An 18,530-nucleotide genomic window follows, 5' to 3' on the forward strand; every position below is an offset into this window, starting at 1 on the left:
CGGGTTACTGCTTGCGCGGAATAAACCCGGGCACACCGGTTTCCACCACCGAGTTGAAGCGTATCCGGGTTGTAATCTCCTCCTTGATCTCCAGCATCGCCCGGTGCGGCAGAGTGGAAAGATCGATGTTTTCCCGGATATGGCTCGGCGTGGCCGATGTGGTCAGGAACGCAACACCGCGTTGAATCGACCAGGCCAGTGCCACTTGCGCCGGAGTCTTCTGCACGCGCCGGGCGATCCCGGTAAGCACCGCGTCTTCCAGTACATTCGGTTCCATGCCATGCCCGAGTGGCGCAAACGCCAGGACGATAATTCCATGTTGCTTGCAAAACTCAAGCAGTTCCCACTCCGGCAAATAAGGATGGGACTCGACTTGCACGACGGCGGGCTTGATCCGCGCTTCGGCGACAATCGCCTGCAACGCCGGCAACGTGACATCCGACAAGCCGATGGACCTGCATCGCCCCTCATCCACCAGGCGCTCAAGCGCCCTCCACGTCTCGATCAGCGTAACGCCTGAATCGTAGATCACGTTGCCTTGCTAATCCCGCGGGTCCTGATTGTCGCCCGGTTGAAAAGCAAACGGCGTATGGATCAGGTAGCAGTCGATGTAGTCGACCTGAAGGCGACGGCAACTGGCCTCGAAGGCCGGTTGAACCCGATCGGGACGATGGTTGGTGTTCCACAGTTTGGTGGTGATGAACAGGTCTTCCCGGCGGATCTTTCCACCTTCCAGCGTTTCCTTGATCGCCACGCCGACGCTGTCTTCGTTGCGATAACGCTCGGCACAATCGAAGTGGCGAAACCCGGCGTCCAGGGCTTCCTTGACCGCTTGGGTGGTGACGCTGAGATCGCGGAACAATGTGCCAAATCCAACCGCCGGCATTTCCACAGCGCCGTGATTCAGCGCAAATCTTGTATCGCGAAGGTCATCGTAAAAAGCTTCGTAAGACATATTTTCACTCCAATGTTCAGCGGCCGCAGCCTCTATTGATACGAAGGTTTCTGACCTTCGCGATAAGCAACCCGTTGCTCGAACGCACCGACGGAATTGCCGCCGAGCGCCACGTACAGCCGAACCGTGTCGAGGTACTGCGCAGTCTTCACGCGGATTCGACCCAGCAACGCCTGCTGATAGGCGCGTTCCGCTTCCAGCACCTGGAGAATGCTGTTCTCGCCCTGGGTGTAGGCTTGCCGGTTCAACTGCAAGCTGGTTTCAGCGGCGCGCAACGCGTCCTCCTGCGCGAGGTTTTCCTCGGCGTCATGGTTGATGGCTTGCAGCGTGTCGGCGACCTGGCCGAACGAACTGATCACGGTCTGCTGGTAACCGGCGAGCGTCGCGTTGTAGCCCTCGACCGCTGCCTGACGTTCAGCCTTGAGCGTACCGCCATCGAAAATCGGCCCCGCCAGCCCTGCCGCGAACCCCCAGAGTGCGGCACCGCCGTTGCCGGAAGCGGCCTGCGCCAGCGACGCGGACAGGGTGACGTGGGGATAGAGATTCGCGGTCGCGACGCCAACCGCCGCGCTGGCCATGTGCAGTTCCGCCTCGGCCTGCATGACATCCGGCCGGTCGTGGGCCATTTCCGAAGGCACGCTGACGGGCACGTTGGCCGGCAAGACAAACTCGGCCAGGTCGAAGTCCGGCGCGCTCCAGTCGCCCGGGCCTTTGCCGGTCAGAATCGACAACGCATGACGTGCCGAATCGCGCTGCTGCGCGAGGGGTGGCAACAGCGTACGGTCCTGCGCGAGCCGCGTTTCAGCCAGCGAGACATCGATCTGCGTGGTGGTGCCGTTGGCGTGGGCCAGGCGCACCAGCTCGAGGTTCTTTGTGTCGTTGGCCAGCAGTTTCTCGACGGCCTGCATCTGCGCATTGGCCGAAGCCACCAGCAGCGCCTGACTGGCGACACTGCCGGTCAACGTCAGGTACGCCGCTTCGTAGCGATGCTTCTGCAGATCGGTAAACGCTTGCTGCTGTTCGACCAGACGCTTGTTGCCACCGAACGCATCAAGGTCGAAACCGACCCGTGGTCCGATCGCATAGAAGTTGGACACGGACGGTTCTTTGGCGGTGTGTACCCGTTGCCGGCCGGCCTGGGCGCCAAAATCGACCTGCGGATACAGCGCGCCTTCCGCCGCCGCCACCGAGGACGCCGCTTGCCGGATCGTGGCGTCCGCCGCGACGAGCTCAAGGTTGCCGTCAATGGCACGACGAACCACCTTGTCGAGCTTCGGCGATTGAAAAGCGCTCCACCAGTCACCGCTCACTTTACGACCCGGCTGGATGCGCTTATCACCGTTCTGGCCAAGGCGCTGCTCGGCCTGTTGATCGTAGTGCTGCGACGTGCTCGGTGGTTGCATCTGATAATCAGGGCCCACGGTGCAGGCAGTCAGGAATACCAACGCCGCCATCGCACCGAAGGTGTTTTTGAACTGAGGTCCATTGATGAAGCGTGCATGGGATTTCATTGGGCAAACTCCACGTAAACTAGTTGGTCGGAACGGGCTTGCGAAGAAAGACAACCAGTGGACTGACCACCAGCATCGCCACCAGCAAAATCTTGAACTGGTCGACCACAGCGATAAAAGCCGCCTGGCCGGTGATCATTTCGTTGAGCCCCTCCAGCGCTTGCAGGGACGTTGGCACAGCGGCGTGATACGGCGTCAGATTGCTGACCAGCGCCATGTGCATCGCTTGCGTGTTGTTGAAGAAAAACAGCTGCACGATCGCCACGCCGAGGGTGCTGCCGTAGACCCGCGACAGATTGAACAGGCCGGTGCCTTCCGGGCGCAGCGCGGGATCGAGCGTGCTGAACGCGACCTTGGTCAGCGACGGCATCAGGACGCCAATGCCGATCCCCTGGATCGCGCCTGCCACTGCCACGGGCGACCAATCCATCAACGGCGAATAGCCGAGCATCAGCCAGTTGGCGTAAATCACCACGGCCACCCCGGCCGCGACGAACCAGCGACGGTCGAAACGCTCGGGAACACGGTTCATCAGCACAAACGCACCGACCAGCCCGATGCCACGCGGGATCGTCAACGACCCCGTCGTGTCCGGCGGGTAGCCGAGAATTTCGTCGAGCATCGGCGAGGTCAGGGCCATGGTCGACAACAGCACAAAACCGACGGCGAAGAAGATGATCGTCGACAGCACGAAGTTGCGATCATCGAACAAACGCTTATTGAGGAAATGCACCTTCGCCGTCAGTACATGCACCGCGAACAGGTAAAGCCCCAACGCACAGCCCAATGCTTCCAGCCAGATCTCGGTGGAGGCAAACCAGTCCAGGCGCTCACCGCGATCGAGCAGCATTTGCAGGCTGATCAACCCCAGCGTGAAAGTGCCAAAGCCGAAGAAGTCGAACGCCGGCGCTTTCTCGGCTTTCTTCTCCTTGAGCAACAGCGCCATCACCAGGAAGATGTACGCCGCCAGCGGCAGGCTGATGTAGAAGATCGGCCGCCAGCCGTAATGCTCGCCAACCCAGCCGCCGATGCTCGGGCCGCTGACGATGCCGAACAGCACGACGGCCGTCCAGGTTGCGCCAAACTTCGCACGCTTTTCGGCAGGCAGCGTCTCCAGGGCAATCGCCATCGACAACGGCGCGAGCACGCCACTCGCCAGGCCCTGCATGATCCGCGCACCGATGAATTCCAGCGAAGTCGTTGCCATCGTGCCCAGCACCAGACCGAGCACGAAAAACGCCAGCGCTGCCTGATACACCCGCTTCAAGCCATGACGCGCAGCGAGCCACTGCGCGATCGGCATAGTGATAGCGCTCGCCGCGAGGTACGAGGTGAAGATCCAGCCGGCCTGATCGTCGGTCATCGACAGGCTGCCCTGAATCAACCGGAGTACCGCGTTCGGAACAGGCAGGTTCGCCGACTGCATGTAAGTCGCCAGCAGCGCGACGAACCTCAACGCACGGGCGCCCTCTCCCGCTGGGGCGTTCATGAATCGGCACCTGCGGACAACAGCGCCTTGAGTGGATGCCACCACGGTGTGCGGTATCCGGTGTCGACCTTGACCGTGGCGCTGGTGCCCGAGTACAGCGGCAGCGCCGGACTCATTTCGTCGAGTTCAAGACGAACCGGCACCCGCTGCACCACCTTGACCCAGTTGCCGGTCGCGTTTTCCGGCGGCAGCAAGGCGAAGTCCGATCCGGCACCAGGGCTCATGCTGGTCACGTGGGCTTTGAAAACGTGATCGGGATAGGTGTCGATGCGAATGGTCGCTGCCTGGCCGGGGCGCATGTGCGTCACCTCCGTTTCACGGAAGTTGGCCTCGATCCAGATCTCGCGCTCGGACAGCAGCGCAAAGGCAGGCGCGCCGTTGTTGACGTAGTTGCCGACCTGCAAATCGTCGACCTTGGCGACGATGCCATCGTCCGGTGCGTACACCGTGGCATACGAGAGGTAAAGCTGCGCCTCGTCGAGCTGGGCCCTGGCCTCGCGTACCGTCGGGTGGCTGTCGGCGACGATGTCGGGATTGCCGTTCAACGCAACGACCGTGTTGGCGATCTGCTGTTCGATGGACGCAATGCGTTGCCGTGCGACTTTAAGGTCGGTGTCCGCACGCTCGTAAACCGCACGCGAGACAAAGTCGGAAGCCACCAGCGCCTTCTTGCGGGCGAACTCTTTCTGATCGAAATTTGCCGACTCTCTGGCCGATTGCAGCTCAGCCTGTTGCTGGCGATAGCTGGCCTTGAGCCCGTCGATGCGCAACCGTGCCACGCTCAGCTGTGCTTCTGCGCGGTCAACCGCGATCTGCAACGGTTTCGGGTCGATGCGGAACAGGACCTGGCCCTTGTGAACGAGCTGGTTATCCTCGACTGCGATGTCGACCACTTGCCCTGAGATGCGTGCATTGATCGACGCTTTTGCCACCCGGGCGTAAGCGTTATCGGTAGAAACAAACGGAACCCCCGCCAGGTAGTGTGCGTACCCGTATGCCGCGAAAAGCACCGGAACGCCCACCATCAGCAGTGGCCGCAGTTTTTCCTTGAGCGGTTTCCTGGGCGCGTCTGGATGGGCCGGCCCTGGGTGCTCGAAGGTCTGTGTGGCTGGAATATCGAATTGTCTGGTCATGATCGGATGCACCTCTAACCGGGAAATCGGGCTAATACCCACTAAAAACAGCCTTACCGTGCGCAAAAAGGAGGATCGCTCCGCCGCACCTGTTTCGTAGCCGCTTCACCCCGTTCGAGCTCCGCTACAACAAACCTGCAACCAAGGAATTTCTGGTTCCTTAATTTTGTGCGATGGTGTAAGAATATCCCCACCGAAATCTCCATTCAAGGATTTTGTACGACATGGCACAAAATAAAACCACCGAAGGAAAAGGCCGCGGCCGCCCTCGCGCCTATGACCCGCAGACAGCGTTGCAGCAGGCGCTGGGAGTTTTCTGGAGCACCGGCTATTCCGGCGCCTCGCTGGACAGCATTGCCACGGCAGCGGGCATGAATCGCCCGAGCCTCTACGCCGCATTCGGCGACAAGCACGCGCTCTATATAAAAGCGCTTGAGCAGTACTGGGAATTTGCTGCGGCGGCCATGCAAGCGGCGCTGACGGACGATGAGCTGACACTGCGTCAGGCGTTGACGCAGTTCTATGAAGGGCAGTTGGCGATCTACTTCTCGGGTGACGGCCAGCCCCGTGGCTGCTTTGCGATTGGTACGGCGACCACTGAGGCGGTCGAAGACCCGGAAATTCGCGAGGTGTTGTCGGAACGGCTCAGCCGTCTGGATGCCGATCTGGAAACGCGGCTGCGGGCGGCCATCGACAAGGGTGAGTTGAACAAGGATGTCGACCCGGCCGCCCTCGCCGTCCTCGCGTCATCGTTGCTGCACAGCATTTCGATTCGGGCGCGGGCAGGCAAATCCCGCGATGAGTTGACGGAACTGGCACGCAACGCGGTCAACGTGATGTGCGGTTGAGGTTTTTTAAGTGAGTGAAGGACTCGAAGACATTCTGGCCGATCATCTGGCGGTGATTTTTTGCGGGATCAACCCGGGCATGATGGCCGCGACCCAAGGGCATCACTTTGCCGGCAGGGGCAACCGCTTCTGGCGCACGCTGCACCTTGCCGGCTTCACGCCTGAGGAAGTACGTCCGGAAAACGACCGGCAGCTTTTGCAGTATCAGTGTGGCTTGACCGCCGTGGTGGATCGGCCGACGGCGCGAGCGGACCAGCTCTCGGTAGATGAATTCACCGCCGCCGCTGCGAATTTCGAACAGAAAATCGCACGCCATATGCCACGCTTCGTAGCGTTTCTCGGTAAAGCGGCGTATTGCGCGTTATCCCGCCAGCGAGAAATTGCCTGGGGCCTGCAACCAACGACGTTTGGCACTGCTACGGTGTGGGTGCTGCCCAATCCGAGCGGGCGCAACCTCGCCTTCAGCCAGGAACAGCTGGTGGCCGCTTACCGCCAACTCTATCTGGCCACCCACGAGGGCCAGCCATCGACCGCTTGAATACTGCGCCATAAGCAGCGCTTCAGACCCATTGAGATACAGTCGCTGGCAATGCTTTCAGAACAACAACAAAACAGGAGTTGAAGATGTCCGGACTGAAACTGCACCCCAACGCAGCTGCCTCCTTGAATCAATGGCACGCCATGATCCGCGAGGGTGACCTGCAAGCCCTGCCCGCCTTGCTGGACCCGAACGCGGTGTTCCGCTCACCGATGGCGCACACACCGTACCCGGGCGCCCAGGTGGTCACGATGATTCTGACCACGGTGTTTAACGTCTTTGAAGATTTCACCTACCACCGCGAATTGGCGACTGCGGACGGCTTGAATGTCGTCCTCGAATTCAGCGCCAAGGTCGGCGGAAAAGCGCTCAAGGGCATCGACATGATCCGCTTCGACGAGCATGGCAAAATCGTCGAATTCGAAGTCATGGTTCGTCCGATGAGCGGTTTGCAGGCCCTGGGCGAAGAAATGGGCCGCCGCCTCGGTGCTTATCTGGCGGCCAGCAAGGCCTGACAACGATCGGGGTCACCGATCGGATTGACCCAACCACCTCCCGCCTCCCGGCTACGCTCAACGTGAGTGCTGCATAAATGCCTGTTTCGTTGCATTATCGCAGCACTCAACGACTCGCCTGCCCTTGTGCTCCCCTGTTCGTCGCGCCTTCCAGTTGGCATGCGATATGCCCCGCTTTGACTGCCTGAGTGATTTCAGCCAGGTCCCATTAGCCAAATCGAGCCGATCCATCGATGGATATCCTGAATTTACTGACCAACAAGGCACCGCCGCTGACCAGCACCCTCAGCGCTGACGGGCAACTGATCAGCCTGTCCCCCAGCCTGAGCGATCAACTGGGCTACGACCCCGAAGCGCTGCTGAACCAGCCGATCGAGCGCATCTTCAGTGTCGAATCGTTGCGTGCCGTGCAGTCGTTGTTTGCCAATCCGCCCGCCGATGAGCAAGTGCATAGCCTGGAACTGACCCTGATTCGCCACAACGGCGGCTTGCTGCCCGTGGTCGCTTGCGGATTGCTCGAATGGCGCTCGTTGCACCCGGCGCGCCTGCATCTACTGAAAATCCCTCTCGGCGCACTGGGTCATCGCTTGCGGGAAATGCACAACGCCAATGAAGTCATGAGCCAGATGCTGCAAAGTGCCAAGGTCGCGTACTGGTGCATCGAGTTCGCCGAGGCGGTGGACATCAACACCTCCCCCGACGAAATCGTGCGCCAGGTGTTCGAAAACGACTCCCACTGGCGACTGTGCAATCGCGCCATGGCCGACGTGTATGAAATGCCTTCGGATGTCGATTTCAACCAGCAACCGGTGCGCCTGTACTGGCCGCGCAGCCCGGCCAACGAAGAGTTTGTGCGGCGCCTGATCGAAGCCGGTTTCCACGTGGACTGCGCGCTGTCGGTGGATCGCCGGCACGACGGCTCGCCGGCCTATGTCGAGAATGATGTGCGCGCGACCATCGTCAACGGCCATCTGTTGCGCATGTGGGGCAGCATTCGCGATGTCAGTCAGGAACTGCGCATGCAGCACGACGCCGAGCAGCGCATCGACGCCTTGCGCCGGGTGTTCGATGCGGTGCCTGACGCGGTGCTGGTGATCGATGAGCACTTGCAACCGCAATGGCGCAACGCAGCGTTCGAAGAAACCTTTGGCATCACCCATGGCGACGGCATCGCTCGGCTGCTGCTGGACAACGCCCTGCCCGAACGCACCTGGCACAGCCTGCCCTTGCCCGACTTGAGCGGACGCCAGCTGAATTTCAATGTGCATTGCTCGCGCATCCTGATTCGTGAAGGCGTGGCCTGGCGGGTGGCGGTGCTTCGCGAAAGTCAGGGCCTGCGCCGTGCCGAAGAGTTGCACCCATGAAAGACAAGAACCTGCCACCCACGCTGCAAATGGGCATGCGCTCTTCGGTCAACGTCAGCAGTGAAGTGCTGGGCGCCTTGCTGGAGACTCCCGCACTGCACGCCTTGCTCGACAGCTTCAGTGACGCGCTGATCGTGACGGACGGTGAAGGCCGGGTGCGCTTTCTCAACCTCGCCGCCGAGCGGGTCAACCGGGTGTCCCGCCAGCAAGCCAGCGGTTTGTCCGACAGTGAGTTTTACCAGCGCTCGGCGCTGAATTACGACGATTTTCAGGCGGCGCTGAATCGCGGCGGCAATAGCGCGCTTACCCGTTCGCGGGAAGGTCGGGTGCTGCTCAGCAGCACCCACGCCATTCCCACCGGGGCCTACGAAAAACCGTTCAGGATGCTGACCCAGAAAGACTTCGACGGCAGCCAGCCGCAGCGTCGCGCCTCGTTGGGCAACCGGCCGGTGGAAACCCAGGGCCTGCGCGATCCGCAGGACAACGCATTGCACTTGTCGCCGCAGCTCTCGAGCATCGCCGATACCGGCGTGCGCGCGTTCAGGCGGCGTGCGCGGTTGCTGCTGCTGGGTGAACCGGGCGTCGGCAAGACCGCCATCGCACGGCACATCCACCGCGCCGCCGGTTGGGGTGATCGGCCGTTCATTCACGTCAACTGCGGGAGCATCCCGGAGAGCCTGTTCGAATCGGAGATGTTCGGCTACGAACGCGGCGCCTTCACTGGCGCGTTGCAGGGTGGCAAGCAAGGTTATATCGAGGCCGCTTCGGGCGGGACGCTGTTCCTTGACGAGATCGGTGAAATCCCGTTGCACGTGCAGGCCAAACTGCTGAAGTTTCTTGAAGACAGCACCATCCAGTCGGTCGGTTCACCGTTGAGCAAAACGGTGCAGGTGCAGGTCATTGCCGCCACCAACAAAGACTTGCGTCACCTGGTGAGCATCGGTGAGTTTCGCGCCGACCTCTACTATCGCCTGGCGGTCCTGCCGGTAGAAATTCCGCCGCTGCGCCAGCACCGGGATGACTTGCCGTTCCTCATCGACATTCTGCTGAGTCGCATCAATGGCGACCGCGAGCCGTCACTGAGCCTGTCCGCCGGTTGCCGCAAGCGGCTGTTGGGTTACGACTACCCCGGCAACATCCGCGAACTGGTGAACATCTTCGAACGGCTGGCGGTGCTCGCTGACGATGAAGCCCAGGAGCATCATCTGCCGGCTGAACTGCTCGACCCGGTGCGCCCTCAGGAGCGGGCAAAACCAGTGATGGCCGACGAAGAGGAGACGGAGCAAAACCTCAAGCTGCAGGTTCAGCATTTCGAACGCCAGGTCATTCTCAGGGCCGTGCATGTGTGCGGCAGCAAACGTAAAGCGGCGGTGCACCTGGGGATCGACATCGGGACGTTGATTCGCAAGCTCCAGCGCGACTGAAACCCGCAATGTCAGTGAACACGCCGCTCCTACAGGGTTGCGTGTTGTTCCGGATGACACCTAACCGCTGCAAAAACGCATACATACCTGGTTACTTTTGCCTGTCCCTCACGCCCTGAAATCAAACAAATCCTTTATTTTCAATAGCTTGAATAACTGGCACGACCTGTGCTCCTGCTACCTGCAACCCACCATCGTTGGGCTTTGCATCAGGGCCGGCTTTCATCTAGCCGCGCCGGTAGCCAGGAGGAATAATAAAAATGTTGATCACCGGGATCAAAAGCCGACCGGTCTATGACCGGTTGCAACCGCTGCCGGGAGGTATCCGGCACATCATTGCCGGGCAAGGCAGCGGCGGTCGCGCCATGTTGCGCTTACTGGAAGAAATGGCTGGCCTGGACCGGCCGATTACCTTGCTCTACTCCCTGGAATCCTTTTCCGGCCAGGACTTCCTCACGCAGTTGCAGCAGCACCCCGAGCACCCGCTGCATGTGCATGCAACCAACCAGTCGTTGATCGACGCGCTGAAAACCCTGCTCGGCGAAGCGCGCATGGGCACCCGCCTCTATCTCGCCGGTTCGGAAAGTTTCCTCGGCAGCGCCATGCAAGTGGCCACGCATTTCGACATGAACCGCGACGAAGTGCTGCGCGAGCACTCCGGCACGCTGGTTCGCCGCGTCTGGTGCGTGCATTGCGACACCTACACCGAAAACGTGACCCAACGCGTCTATGACTGCCCCGGCTGTGGCCTGACGCTGGTGGTGCGCGATCACTATTCCCGGCGGTTGGCGGCCTTTCAGGCGGTCAAGGCCGATGCTGAAGTCCCGGGTGAATTGCCCGAAGCCGAGGAGCTCGACACATGAGCCAGAACAATGGCACGTTGAACCTGCGCGTCGCCCGGATCGAAGCGGTGACCCCGGAAATCAAGCGCTTCACCCTGGTGTCGCCGACCGGCGCGCACTTGCCGGCCTTCTCCGGCGGCAGCCACGTCGTGGTGCTGATCGCCCATCAGCAGAACACCTTGCGCAACCCGTATTCGCTGCTGAGTTCGCCTTACGACACCAGCAGTTATCAGATTGCCGTGCGCCGGGTGGACGCCGGGCGCGGTGGCTCGGCGTCGCTGCATGACAACGTCAGTGAAGGTGATCTGATCGAGGTCACCCCGCCGGTCAACCTGTTCCCGCTGATCAAACAGGCACGCCTGCACCTGTTCATCGCCGGTGGCGTCGGCATCACGCCGGTGATTTCCCAGCTGGAAGAACTGCGCCTGAGCAAAGTGCCGTTCGAGCTGCATTACGCGGTGCGCGGTGCAGAGCATGCGCAGCTCGGCCAGGAGTTGCAGGCCACTTACGGCGAGCAGGTTCACCTGTACCGCAAAGGCATTGAATCGCGCATGGAGATCGGCCGGGTGCTCGCCGACCGCCCGTTGGGCAGTCACGTCTATGTGTGCGGCCCGGACAGCATGATCGATGCCACGCTGGCCTGCGCCCGCGACCTTGGCTGGACTGACAGTCACGTGCACTTCGAACGTTTCCTCGAACAGAGCAGCGGCGGCGAAGCCTTCAGTTTCACCCTCGGCCGCAGCGGCGCAACGATTGAAGTCTCGCCCGACCAGACCATGCTCGAAGCGGTCGAAGCCGCCGGCTACAGCATGCCGTACCTGTGTCGCGGCGGTGCCTGCGGGCATTGCGAAACCTCAGTGCTGGAACTCGACGGTGAGCTGCTGCACAGCGATGACTGGCTGTCCGACGAAGACAAGGTCGGCTGCAAGAAAATCATGCCCTGCGTATCCCGCGCCAAGTGCAATCGCCTGGTCATCGACCTCTGATCGACGGAGAACAAAATGAATATCCAATTCAATCCCGACGAAACCTATCGCGACGACTACACCTTCGCCAACAGCCCGGAAACCATCGCCCGCGCGCCCTTCCCGTTCCCCGATGACGACTATATGTATTCGATGAACCTCGAACCGCATGTGTCGGTGGGCGACGGTGCGTTTCGCGCCGCATTCGATATCGACGAACACTACATCAGCGAATGCCGGGACCGCGCGATCACCCTTGAGAAAGATCCTGGCATGCACTACGTCTCGGCGCCGCACATGATGGAAGCGCAATGGGATTTGCTGGAGCTGATCATGGAGTCCTACGCCCGGGACTATCCGCAGTACTTCAGCCTGGCGCGTGAAGGTCGGCAGTGGCACTGGACCAACCGCCTGCTGGACATCGACGACCATTTCACCTTCGGCGACCCGGCCACCCTGCCCTACGAGCCGATGGAGTACGTGACCCGCCAGGCCCAGGGCGATTGGGTGTTGCAGGAAGAACGCGACGGCACGCTGTACTGGGGCGCGGGGATCGCCACCCAGCGCGCGGATTACTCGCTGCGTTTCAACCTCGGCATGAGCTGGGAGGAGTTCCACGGGCCGGTGCCGCTGGTCAAGGAAATCGGCATGCTCGACCGCGCCTTGAAGTTCCTGCTGCGCCTGCGCACTGGCCATCCGGTGCGTCGCCTGAACTGGTCGCTGACCGTTAACCCGCGCCTCGAAGTCTCGGCCGAAAGCCTGCCGGAATGGGCACCGGACCGGACCATCGTCACCGCAGAAAACGCCGGCAAACTGGTTTACCTGCGCATCGAGTTGCAACCGCTGCATCGCCTGCCGCGCAGTAACGCCATCGTCTTTCCGATCCGCACGTACCTGCTCAGCCTCGAAGACATCGCGACCAACCCGGCGTGGGCCCGACGCATGCACCGAGTGCTGCGGGACTTGAATCAGCAATTGGTTGATTACAAGGGTTTCAGCCGTTATCGCGATGCTGCCGTTGAATGGCTGTCGCAGTACGACGACGAAACCAAAGCCTGACGCGATCCCCTGTGGGAGCCAGCCTGCTGGCGATGGCGGTCTTGAGGTCGCTATGGCTCCCACAGGTTCGAGGTGTCCGTGAGACCCCCATACAACAAAAAGATCGACAAGAACATCGGCCGGCCAACCGGCCAACCCAGCAAACACCTGCCATTGATAATGAGGAAATAAAATGAGTGGCTCATCCAACACGCGTGCAAGCGTCAGCGCCGATCAGGACGCGGAACAACTCCGCGCCCTCGGCTACAGTTCGGACTTCAACCGCAGCATGAGCCTGTGGGAGAACTTCTCCCTGGGCTTTACCTACCTGTCGCCGGTCGTCGGCGTCTACACCCTGTTCGGTTTGTGCCTGGCCGCCGGCGGCCCGCCGATGTTCTGGTCCTACCTGCTGATCGGCGCCGGGCAATTGCTGGTGTGCCTGATCTTCGGTGAAATCGTCTCGCAGTTCCCGATTTCCGGGGGTGTCTATCCGTGGGCCCGTCGCCTGGTGGGCAAGCGCTGGGCGTGGATGGTCGGCTGGGTGTATGCCTGGGCGTTGTGCGCCACCATCGCTGGCGTCGCCGTGGGTGCCGGGCCGTACCTGGCGATCATGCTGGGCTTCAATCCCGGTCCCGAAGCCAACATCTACATTGCCCTGACGATCATCCTGCTCTCGACCGCCCTCAACCTGGTGGGCACCAAACTGCTGGCGCGGGTGGCGATGTTCGGCTTTCTCTGCGAGCTGGTCGGGGCGATCCTGGTCGGCGGCTACCTGCTGATCTTCGAGCGTCATCAGCCATTCAGCGTGCTGTTCGACACCTTCAACCTTGAGGTCAACGGCTCGTACTTGCCGGCGTTCCTCGCGGCCTCGTTGGCGGGTCTGTTCCAGTACTACGGCTTCGAGGCCTGCGGCGATGTCGCCGAAGAAACCCCGAACCCGGGCAAGCGCATTCCGAAGGCCATGCGCATGACCATTTACATCGGTGGCGCGGCGGCGATGTTCGCCTGCCTGGCGCTGATTCTCTCGGTGCCGGACATGGCCAAGGTCCTGGCCGGTGAAGACACCGACCCGGTGGCCACCATCCTCGCCAATGCTTTCGGTCCGGTAGGTTCGCGACTGGTGATGGCGGTGGTGATGGTGTCGTTCATCTCTTGCGTGCTGAGCCTGCAAGCGGCGGCCAGTCGTCTGCTGTTCGCCTATGCCCGTGACGAAATGATCATCGGTAGCTCGCTGCTCAAACGCCTCTCGGGCAACCATGTGCCGTCGTTCGCGTTGCTGATCAGCGGCCTGGTGCCCGCGGCGATTGTCTGCCTGGGCATGTTCATGGCTGATGCCGTGGCGACCATCGTCGGATTCGCGGCGATTGGTATCTACGTGGCGTTCCAGCTGATCGTTGTCGCCGCGTTGATCGCCCGCGCCAAGGGCTGGCGCCCGAACGGGCAGTTCACGCTGGGTGCGTGGGGCTTGTGGGTGAACCTCGCTGCGTTGATATATGGCGTCTGCGCCATCGTCAACATGGTCTGGCCGCGCTCGCCGGATGCGCCGTGGTACATCAACTTTTCGATGATCCTGACCACGTTGGTGGTAATGGGCGCTGGGCTGGTTTACATGCTGCTGGGCAAGCCGTACGACAAAGGCACGGCGCCGGCGGGGGATGCGTGGAAGTTTTCGAAACCGCAGGTTAAGGATGCTGACCTGTCCGGTGCTTCGATCAATCGATCGACGATCTGACAACGACTGCCCCGAAAGGAACCGGATCCTGTGGGAACGGGCTTGCCCGCTCCCGAACGGATTCGGTTCCGACAGAAAAACAATAGATTCGAAGAGGACAACGCCATGCAAACCCAACTCTTGATCAACGGCCAACTGCTCGACGGCGAAGGCCCCGCCCAACCGGTGTTCAACCCGGCCCTCGGTCGCGTGCTGGTGGAAATCAACGAAGCCAGCGAAGCCCAGGTCGATGCCGCCGTGCGCGCCGCCGACGCCGCGTTCGACAGCTGGTCGCAGACTCCGCCCAAGGAGCGCTCGCTGCTGCTGCTCAAACTCGCCGACGCCATCGAAGCCCACGGCGAAGAGCTGGCCAAACTCGAATCCGACAACTGCGGCAAACCCTACAGCGCCGCGTTGAACGACGAGATTCCGGCGATTGCCGACGTGTTCCGTTTCTTCGCCGGCGCCAGCCGTTGCATGAGCGGCTCGGCAGGCGGTGAATACCTGGCCGGCCACACCTCGATGATCCGCCGCGATCCGGTGGGCGTGATCGCCTCCATCGCGCCGTGGAACTACCCGCTGATGATGGTCGCCTGGAAAATCGCCCCGGCCCTCGCCGCCGGTAATACCGTGGTGCTCAAGCCGTCGGAGCAAACCCCGCTGACCGCGCTGCGCCTGGCGCAACTGGCGTCGGAAATCTTCCCGGCCGGCGTACTCAACCTGGTGTTCGGCCGTGGTCCTTCCGTCGGCAGCCCATTGGTCACTCACCCGAAAGTGCGCATGGTGTCGCTGACGGGCTCCATCGCTACCGGTTCGAACATCATTTCCAGCACTGCCGACAGCGTCAAGCGCATGCACATGGAACTGGGCGGCAAGGCCCCGGTGATCATCTTCGACGACGCCGACATCGACGCCGCCGTGGAAGGCATTCGCACCTTCGGTTTCTACAACGCTGGCCAGGACTGCACCGCGGCCTGCCGTATCTATGCGCAGGAAGGCATCTACGACAGATTCGTCGAGAAGCTCGGCGCGGCGGTCAGCAGCATCAAGTACGGCCTGCAGGATGACCCGTCGACCGAACTGGGGCCGCTGATCACCGCGCAGCACCGCGACCGGGTGGCCGGTTTTGTCGAACGCGCCATGGCGCAATCGCACATCCGTTTGATCACCGGCGGCAAGGCGGTTGAAGGCAATGGTTTCTTCTTTGAACCGACGGTGCTGGCCGACGCGCTGCAGGACGACGAAATCGTCCGTCGCGAAGTGTTCGGGCCGGTGGTGTCGGTGACCAAATTCAGCGACGAAGCGCAGGTGCTGGGCTGGGCCAACGATTCGGACTACGGCCTGGCGTCATCGGTGTGGACCGCCGACGTCGGTCGTGCGCATCGCCTGTCGGCCCGTTTGCAGTACGGCTGCACCTGGGTGAACACGCACTTCATGCTGGTCAGCGAAATGCCCCACGGCGGTCAGAAATTGTCCGGCTACGGGAAGGACATGTCGATGTACGGGCTGGAGGACTACACCGTTGTGCGGCATGTGATGTTCAAGCACTAAAAGCTTCGCGAGCAAGCCGGCTTCCACATTTGACCGCATGCCCCTGTGGGAGCGGGCTTGCCCGCGATGGCCTTACCGCTGATCCAACGCCAGGCCCTACAACGTCCTCTGCCCGTTGCCGATGTCCTTGGCTTTCTCGATCCCCCATTCCATCGCGGCCTCCATGTCGAGAAAATGCAGCGCGGGATGGTCGTTCTCCTCAATGGCCGAGCCATCAGGTCGGTAGACACCTATGAACATTCCCAACGAACCGTCCCGCAGGATCTCGGCCTTGACCTCGATGCTGCATCCGTTCGACAGCGTTTCCGTGTGGCGCAAATGGCGTTCAGTCATTGTTGCGTTCCTCCGGGTAGTTAAGTCGGTCAACGCGTACCGCAGTCCCTATTTTTAGTTCAAAAAACCGCTAAAAGGCCTGGTGTACAAGGGTGCAAGACAGCGGCGCAATGCCACCTATACTACAAGCCACCGCCCCCTCGGGGTCTGCACTCCCAACAATAAAAAGCAGAGGTGGAACATGGTCTGGCAGCAAATCTACGATCCGTTCGGCAACCCGGTCATTTCAACCATCATGGCAGCAGTGCCGGTCGTGGTGATGCTGGCAGCCCTGGCGTTCTTCCACATCAAAGCACATTTGGCGGCATTGCTCGCCCTCGCCTCCGCCCTGGTCATCGCGATCTTCGCCTTCGGCATGCCGGCGAACATGGCAGGCTCGGCCGCCCTGTATGGCGCCGCCAACGGTTTGCTGCCAATTGGCTGGATTGTGCTCAACATCATCTTCCTGCACCGCCTGACCACCGAGAACGGCTCGTTCAAAGTGCTGCAAGACTCGCTGGCGCGCATCACCGATGATCGACGCCTGCAGTTGTTGCTGATTGCCTTCTGCTTCGGCGCCTTTTTCGAAGGCGCTGCCGGTTTCGGTACACCGGTGGCGGTGACCGGGGCGATTCTGATCGGTCTGGGCTTCTCGCCGCTGGCCGCGTCCGGCCTGGCATTGATCGCCAACACCGCGCCCGTGGCCTTTGGCGCGCTGGGTACGCCGATCATTACGCTGGCCAAGGTCACCGGGCTGGATGAAATGGAGCTGTCGATGATGGTCGGGCGGCAATTGCCGTTTTTCTCGGTGATCGTGCCGTTCTGGTTGATCTGGGCCTTCGCCGGCTGGCGCAAGATGCTGGAAATCTGGCCGGCCATCCTGGTGGCCGGCGTCAGTTTCGCCGTGCCGCAATTCCTGGTGTCCAACTACCACGGGCCAATGCTGGTGGACGTGGTTGCCGCGCTGATTTCCATGGCCTGCCTGACCGGTTTTCTCCGGGTGTGGAAACCCGCGACGGTGCACACCTCCGCTGCGCTGTCCGGGCGTGTCGATAATTCCAAAATCGCCGACGAGCATGACGAAAAACCCGTTGCCAGTACGACCTTTGCCAGCGACGCCAAGCCTGCTGTCATGCGCGCGTGGATGCCGTGGATCATCCTCACGGTGTTCGTTTTCGCCTGGGGCACCCAGGGCTTCAAAAACATGTTCGATACCCGTCCGGCGATCGATCCGGTCACACACTCCGCCAAGCTCGACCCTCAAGGCAAACCGCTGCGCGAAGCGAACCCGATCTTTGCTCCGGTCATCACCTTCGGCACGATCCACCAGCAAATCGAAAAAGTCCCGCCGGTGGTGCCTGCGCCTAAAACCGAAGACGCGGTCTACAAATTCACCTGGTTGACCAGCACCGGCAGCGGCATCTTGCTGGCGGCGATCCTGGGCGGGCTGCTGATGGGCTATTCCATCCCGCAACTGATCAAGCAGTACCTGCGAACCATCTGGGTCGTGCGTTACTCGCTGATTACCATCGTGGCGATGCTCGCCCTCGGCTTCCTCACCCGTTATTCGGGGCTGGACGCCACCATGGGCCTGGCGTTCGCGGCGACGGGGATTTTCTACCCCATGTTCGGCACCCTGCTCGGCTGGCTTGGCGTGGCGCTGACGGGTTCGGACACGGCGTCTAACGTGCTGTTTGGCGGCTTGCAGAAAGTGACTGCCGAGCAACTGGGTCTTAGTCCGGTGTTGATGGCGGCGGCCAACAGTTCCGGTGGGGTCATGGGCAAGATGGTTGATGCGCAGTCGATCGTGGTGGCCTCGACCGCCACGCGTTGGTACGGCCATGAAGGGGAGATTCTGCGTTATGTGTTCTTCCATTCCATCATTCTGGCGATTCTGGTGGGTGGGTTGGTGACGTTGCAGGCTTATGTGTCGCCGTTTACGCAGATGGTTGTGGGTGGGCATTAAGCGGATGCGGTTTGCCTGGGTTTTGGGTGCAGGCGCTTGGGGGCATATCCGTTTTTTTGGTAACGGCGGCTATTGGTTCCGCCCTTACGGCGGGTTACTTGGAGAAGCGCCAAGTAACCAAGCGCCTGCGCCCCTGACGTACGGTGGCTCGCCATTCCCTCGCTCCGGTCCTGCTCCGTGGGCCCGCCGGCATCGGGGTAGCACCAATGTCATGCCCGCCAAAAATCCCCTGTGGGAGCTAGCCTGCTAGCGATGGAAGTCCAGACACCGCGTACATTCAGACAGCACGCGTTATCGTTAACGACTATCGCTAGCAGGCTAGCTCCCACAGGGGAAATGTGTACGCTGCAAGAGCCAGGTCGGTCCGA

The 18,530-nt window shown here is 61.3% G+C and carries 15 protein-coding genes and 1 pseudogene; 11 read left to right on the forward strand and 5 right to left on the reverse strand.

The genetic code is table 11. The annotated features are described in order from the left end of the window. Nucleotides 1-4: 4 nt before the first annotated feature. From ACM1ZW_RS27680 to ACM1ZW_RS27695, 4 genes and pseudogenes are all read right to left on the reverse strand, one after another. Nucleotides 5-955, reverse strand: a pseudogene (locus tag ACM1ZW_RS27680) (aldo/keto reductase). Nucleotides 956-987: 32 nt separating this feature from the next. Next, the gene (locus tag ACM1ZW_RS27685; protein WP_017338170.1) at nucleotides 988-2,466 is read right to left on the reverse strand and encodes an efflux transporter outer membrane subunit; all 1,479 of its coding nucleotides are present in this window, start codon (nucleotides 2,464-2,466) and stop codon (nucleotides 988-990) included. A gap of 19 nt (nucleotides 2,467-2,485) precedes the next feature. Then, nucleotides 2,486-3,955, reverse strand: a complete 1,470-nt coding sequence (locus tag ACM1ZW_RS27690; protein WP_416739770.1) for a DHA2 family efflux MFS transporter permease subunit — start codon at nucleotides 3,953-3,955, stop codon at nucleotides 2,486-2,488. Further along, entirely contained in the window at nucleotides 3,952-5,088 is a 1,137-nt protein-coding gene (locus tag ACM1ZW_RS27695; protein WP_416739771.1) for an HlyD family secretion protein, read from the reverse strand. The genes ACM1ZW_RS27690 and ACM1ZW_RS27695 overlap by 4 nt, the downstream gene beginning before the upstream one ends. A 224-nt stretch (nucleotides 5,089-5,312) precedes the next feature. Here ACM1ZW_RS27695 and ACM1ZW_RS27700 point away from each other — a divergent pair, with 224 nt between their 5' ends. From ACM1ZW_RS27700 to ACM1ZW_RS27745, 10 genes are all read left to right on the forward strand, one after another. Beyond that, nucleotides 5,313-5,936 (forward strand): TetR/AcrR family transcriptional regulator, encoded by a 624-nt coding sequence (locus tag ACM1ZW_RS27700; RefSeq protein WP_017338167.1) that lies wholly within the window; start codon nucleotides 5,313-5,315, stop codon nucleotides 5,934-5,936. A 10-nt stretch (nucleotides 5,937-5,946) separates the two neighbouring features. Continuing rightward, nucleotides 5,947-6,474 (forward strand): G/U mismatch-specific DNA glycosylase, encoded by a 528-nt coding sequence (gene mug, locus ACM1ZW_RS27705; RefSeq protein WP_416739772.1) that lies wholly within the window; start codon nucleotides 5,947-5,949, stop codon nucleotides 6,472-6,474. A gap of 86 nt (nucleotides 6,475-6,560) precedes the next feature. Beyond that, entirely contained in the window at nucleotides 6,561-6,989 is a 429-nt protein-coding gene (locus ACM1ZW_RS27710; RefSeq protein ID WP_416739773.1) for a nuclear transport factor 2 family protein, read from the forward strand. A 233-nt stretch (nucleotides 6,990-7,222) separates the two neighbouring features. Continuing rightward, entirely contained in the window at nucleotides 7,223-8,353 is a 1,131-nt protein-coding gene (locus ACM1ZW_RS27715) for a PAS domain-containing protein (RefSeq protein ID WP_414879037.1), read from the forward strand. Further along, complete coding sequence (locus ACM1ZW_RS27720; RefSeq protein WP_017338163.1) at nucleotides 8,350-9,777, forward strand: sigma-54 interaction domain-containing protein; 1,428 nt, start codon at nucleotides 8,350-8,352, stop codon at nucleotides 9,775-9,777. Before ACM1ZW_RS27715 ends, ACM1ZW_RS27720 begins: the two co-directional genes overlap by 4 nt. A gap of 260 nt (nucleotides 9,778-10,037) precedes the next feature. Then, entirely contained in the window at nucleotides 10,038-10,640 is a 603-nt protein-coding gene (locus tag ACM1ZW_RS27725) for a dimethylamine monooxygenase subunit DmmA family protein (protein ID WP_017338162.1), read from the forward strand. Continuing rightward, on the forward strand, nucleotides 10,637-11,605 hold the full coding sequence (locus ACM1ZW_RS27730) for a PDR/VanB family oxidoreductase (RefSeq protein ID WP_416739774.1): 969 nt from the start codon (nucleotides 10,637-10,639) through the stop codon (nucleotides 11,603-11,605). Before ACM1ZW_RS27725 ends, ACM1ZW_RS27730 begins: the two co-directional genes overlap by 4 nt. Nucleotides 11,606-11,620: 15 nt before the next feature. After that, the gene (locus ACM1ZW_RS27735; RefSeq protein ID WP_017338160.1) at nucleotides 11,621-12,643 is read left to right on the forward strand and encodes a heme-dependent oxidative N-demethylase family protein; all 1,023 of its coding nucleotides are present in this window, start codon (nucleotides 11,621-11,623) and stop codon (nucleotides 12,641-12,643) included. A gap of 172 nt (nucleotides 12,644-12,815) precedes the next feature. Further along, nucleotides 12,816-14,354: an APC family permease gene (locus ACM1ZW_RS27740; protein WP_414884445.1), complete on the forward strand. Its 1,539-nt coding sequence runs from the start codon at nucleotides 12,816-12,818 to the stop codon at nucleotides 14,352-14,354. A 105-nt stretch (nucleotides 14,355-14,459) separates the two neighbouring features. Then, complete coding sequence (locus ACM1ZW_RS27745) at nucleotides 14,460-15,884, forward strand: gamma-aminobutyraldehyde dehydrogenase (RefSeq protein WP_052909689.1); 1,425 nt, start codon at nucleotides 14,460-14,462, stop codon at nucleotides 15,882-15,884. A 96-nt stretch (nucleotides 15,885-15,980) separates the two neighbouring features. Here the strand turns inward: ACM1ZW_RS27745 and ACM1ZW_RS27750 are convergent, their stop codons facing one another. Further along, complete coding sequence (locus ACM1ZW_RS27750) at nucleotides 15,981-16,217, reverse strand: hypothetical protein (RefSeq protein WP_414879041.1); 237 nt, start codon at nucleotides 16,215-16,217, stop codon at nucleotides 15,981-15,983. A gap of 181 nt (nucleotides 16,218-16,398) precedes the next feature. Here ACM1ZW_RS27750 and ACM1ZW_RS27755 point away from each other — a divergent pair, with 181 nt between their 5' ends. Beyond that, nucleotides 16,399-18,162, forward strand: coding sequence for an L-lactate permease (locus tag ACM1ZW_RS27755; RefSeq protein WP_416739775.1), 1,764 nt, complete (start codon nucleotides 16,399-16,401; stop codon nucleotides 18,160-18,162). Nucleotides 18,163-18,530: the final 368 nt, after the last annotated feature.

This window comes from Pseudomonas sp. NFX71 (assembly GCF_048079215.1).
GTDB lineage: Bacteria > Pseudomonadota > Gammaproteobacteria > Pseudomonadales > Pseudomonadaceae > Aquipseudomonas > Aquipseudomonas fluorescens_B.

Excerpts from the sequence above, each read along its gene's own strand:
- ACM1ZW_RS27695 (WP_416739771.1), bottom strand. The coding sequence starts at position 5,088 with ATGACCAGACAATTCGATATTCCAGCCACACAGACCTTCGAGCACCCA.
- ACM1ZW_RS27710 (WP_416739773.1), top strand. The coding sequence starts at position 6,561 with ATGTCCGGACTGAAACTGCACCCCAACGCAGCTGCCTCCTTGAATCAA.
- ACM1ZW_RS27745 (WP_052909689.1), top strand. The coding sequence starts at position 14,460 with ATGCAAACCCAACTCTTGATCAACGGCCAACTGCTCGACGGCGAAGGC.
- ACM1ZW_RS27725 (WP_017338162.1), top strand. The coding sequence starts at position 10,038 with ATGTTGATCACCGGGATCAAAAGCCGACCGGTCTATGACCGGTTGCAA.
- ACM1ZW_RS27750 (WP_414879041.1), bottom strand. The coding sequence starts at position 16,217 with ATGACTGAACGCCATTTGCGCCACACGGAAACGCTGTCGAACGGATGC.
- ACM1ZW_RS27685 (WP_017338170.1), bottom strand. The coding sequence starts at position 2,466 with ATGAAATCCCATGCACGCTTCATCAATGGACCTCAGTTCAAAAACACC.
- ACM1ZW_RS27700 (WP_017338167.1), top strand. The coding sequence starts at position 5,313 with ATGGCACAAAATAAAACCACCGAAGGAAAAGGCCGCGGCCGCCCTCGC.
- ACM1ZW_RS27720 (WP_017338163.1), top strand. The coding sequence starts at position 8,350 with ATGAAAGACAAGAACCTGCCACCCACGCTGCAAATGGGCATGCGCTCT.
- ACM1ZW_RS27755 (WP_416739775.1), top strand. The coding sequence starts at position 16,399 with ATGGTCTGGCAGCAAATCTACGATCCGTTCGGCAACCCGGTCATTTCA.
- ACM1ZW_RS27730 (WP_416739774.1), top strand. The coding sequence starts at position 10,637 with ATGAGCCAGAACAATGGCACGTTGAACCTGCGCGTCGCCCGGATCGAA.
- ACM1ZW_RS27690 (WP_416739770.1), bottom strand. The coding sequence starts at position 3,955 with ATGAACGCCCCAGCGGGAGAGGGCGCCCGTGCGTTGAGGTTCGTCGCG.
- ACM1ZW_RS27735 (WP_017338160.1), top strand. The coding sequence starts at position 11,621 with ATGAATATCCAATTCAATCCCGACGAAACCTATCGCGACGACTACACC.
- ACM1ZW_RS27715 (WP_414879037.1), top strand. The coding sequence starts at position 7,223 with ATGGATATCCTGAATTTACTGACCAACAAGGCACCGCCGCTGACCAGC.
- ACM1ZW_RS27740 (WP_414884445.1), top strand. The coding sequence starts at position 12,816 with ATGAGTGGCTCATCCAACACGCGTGCAAGCGTCAGCGCCGATCAGGAC.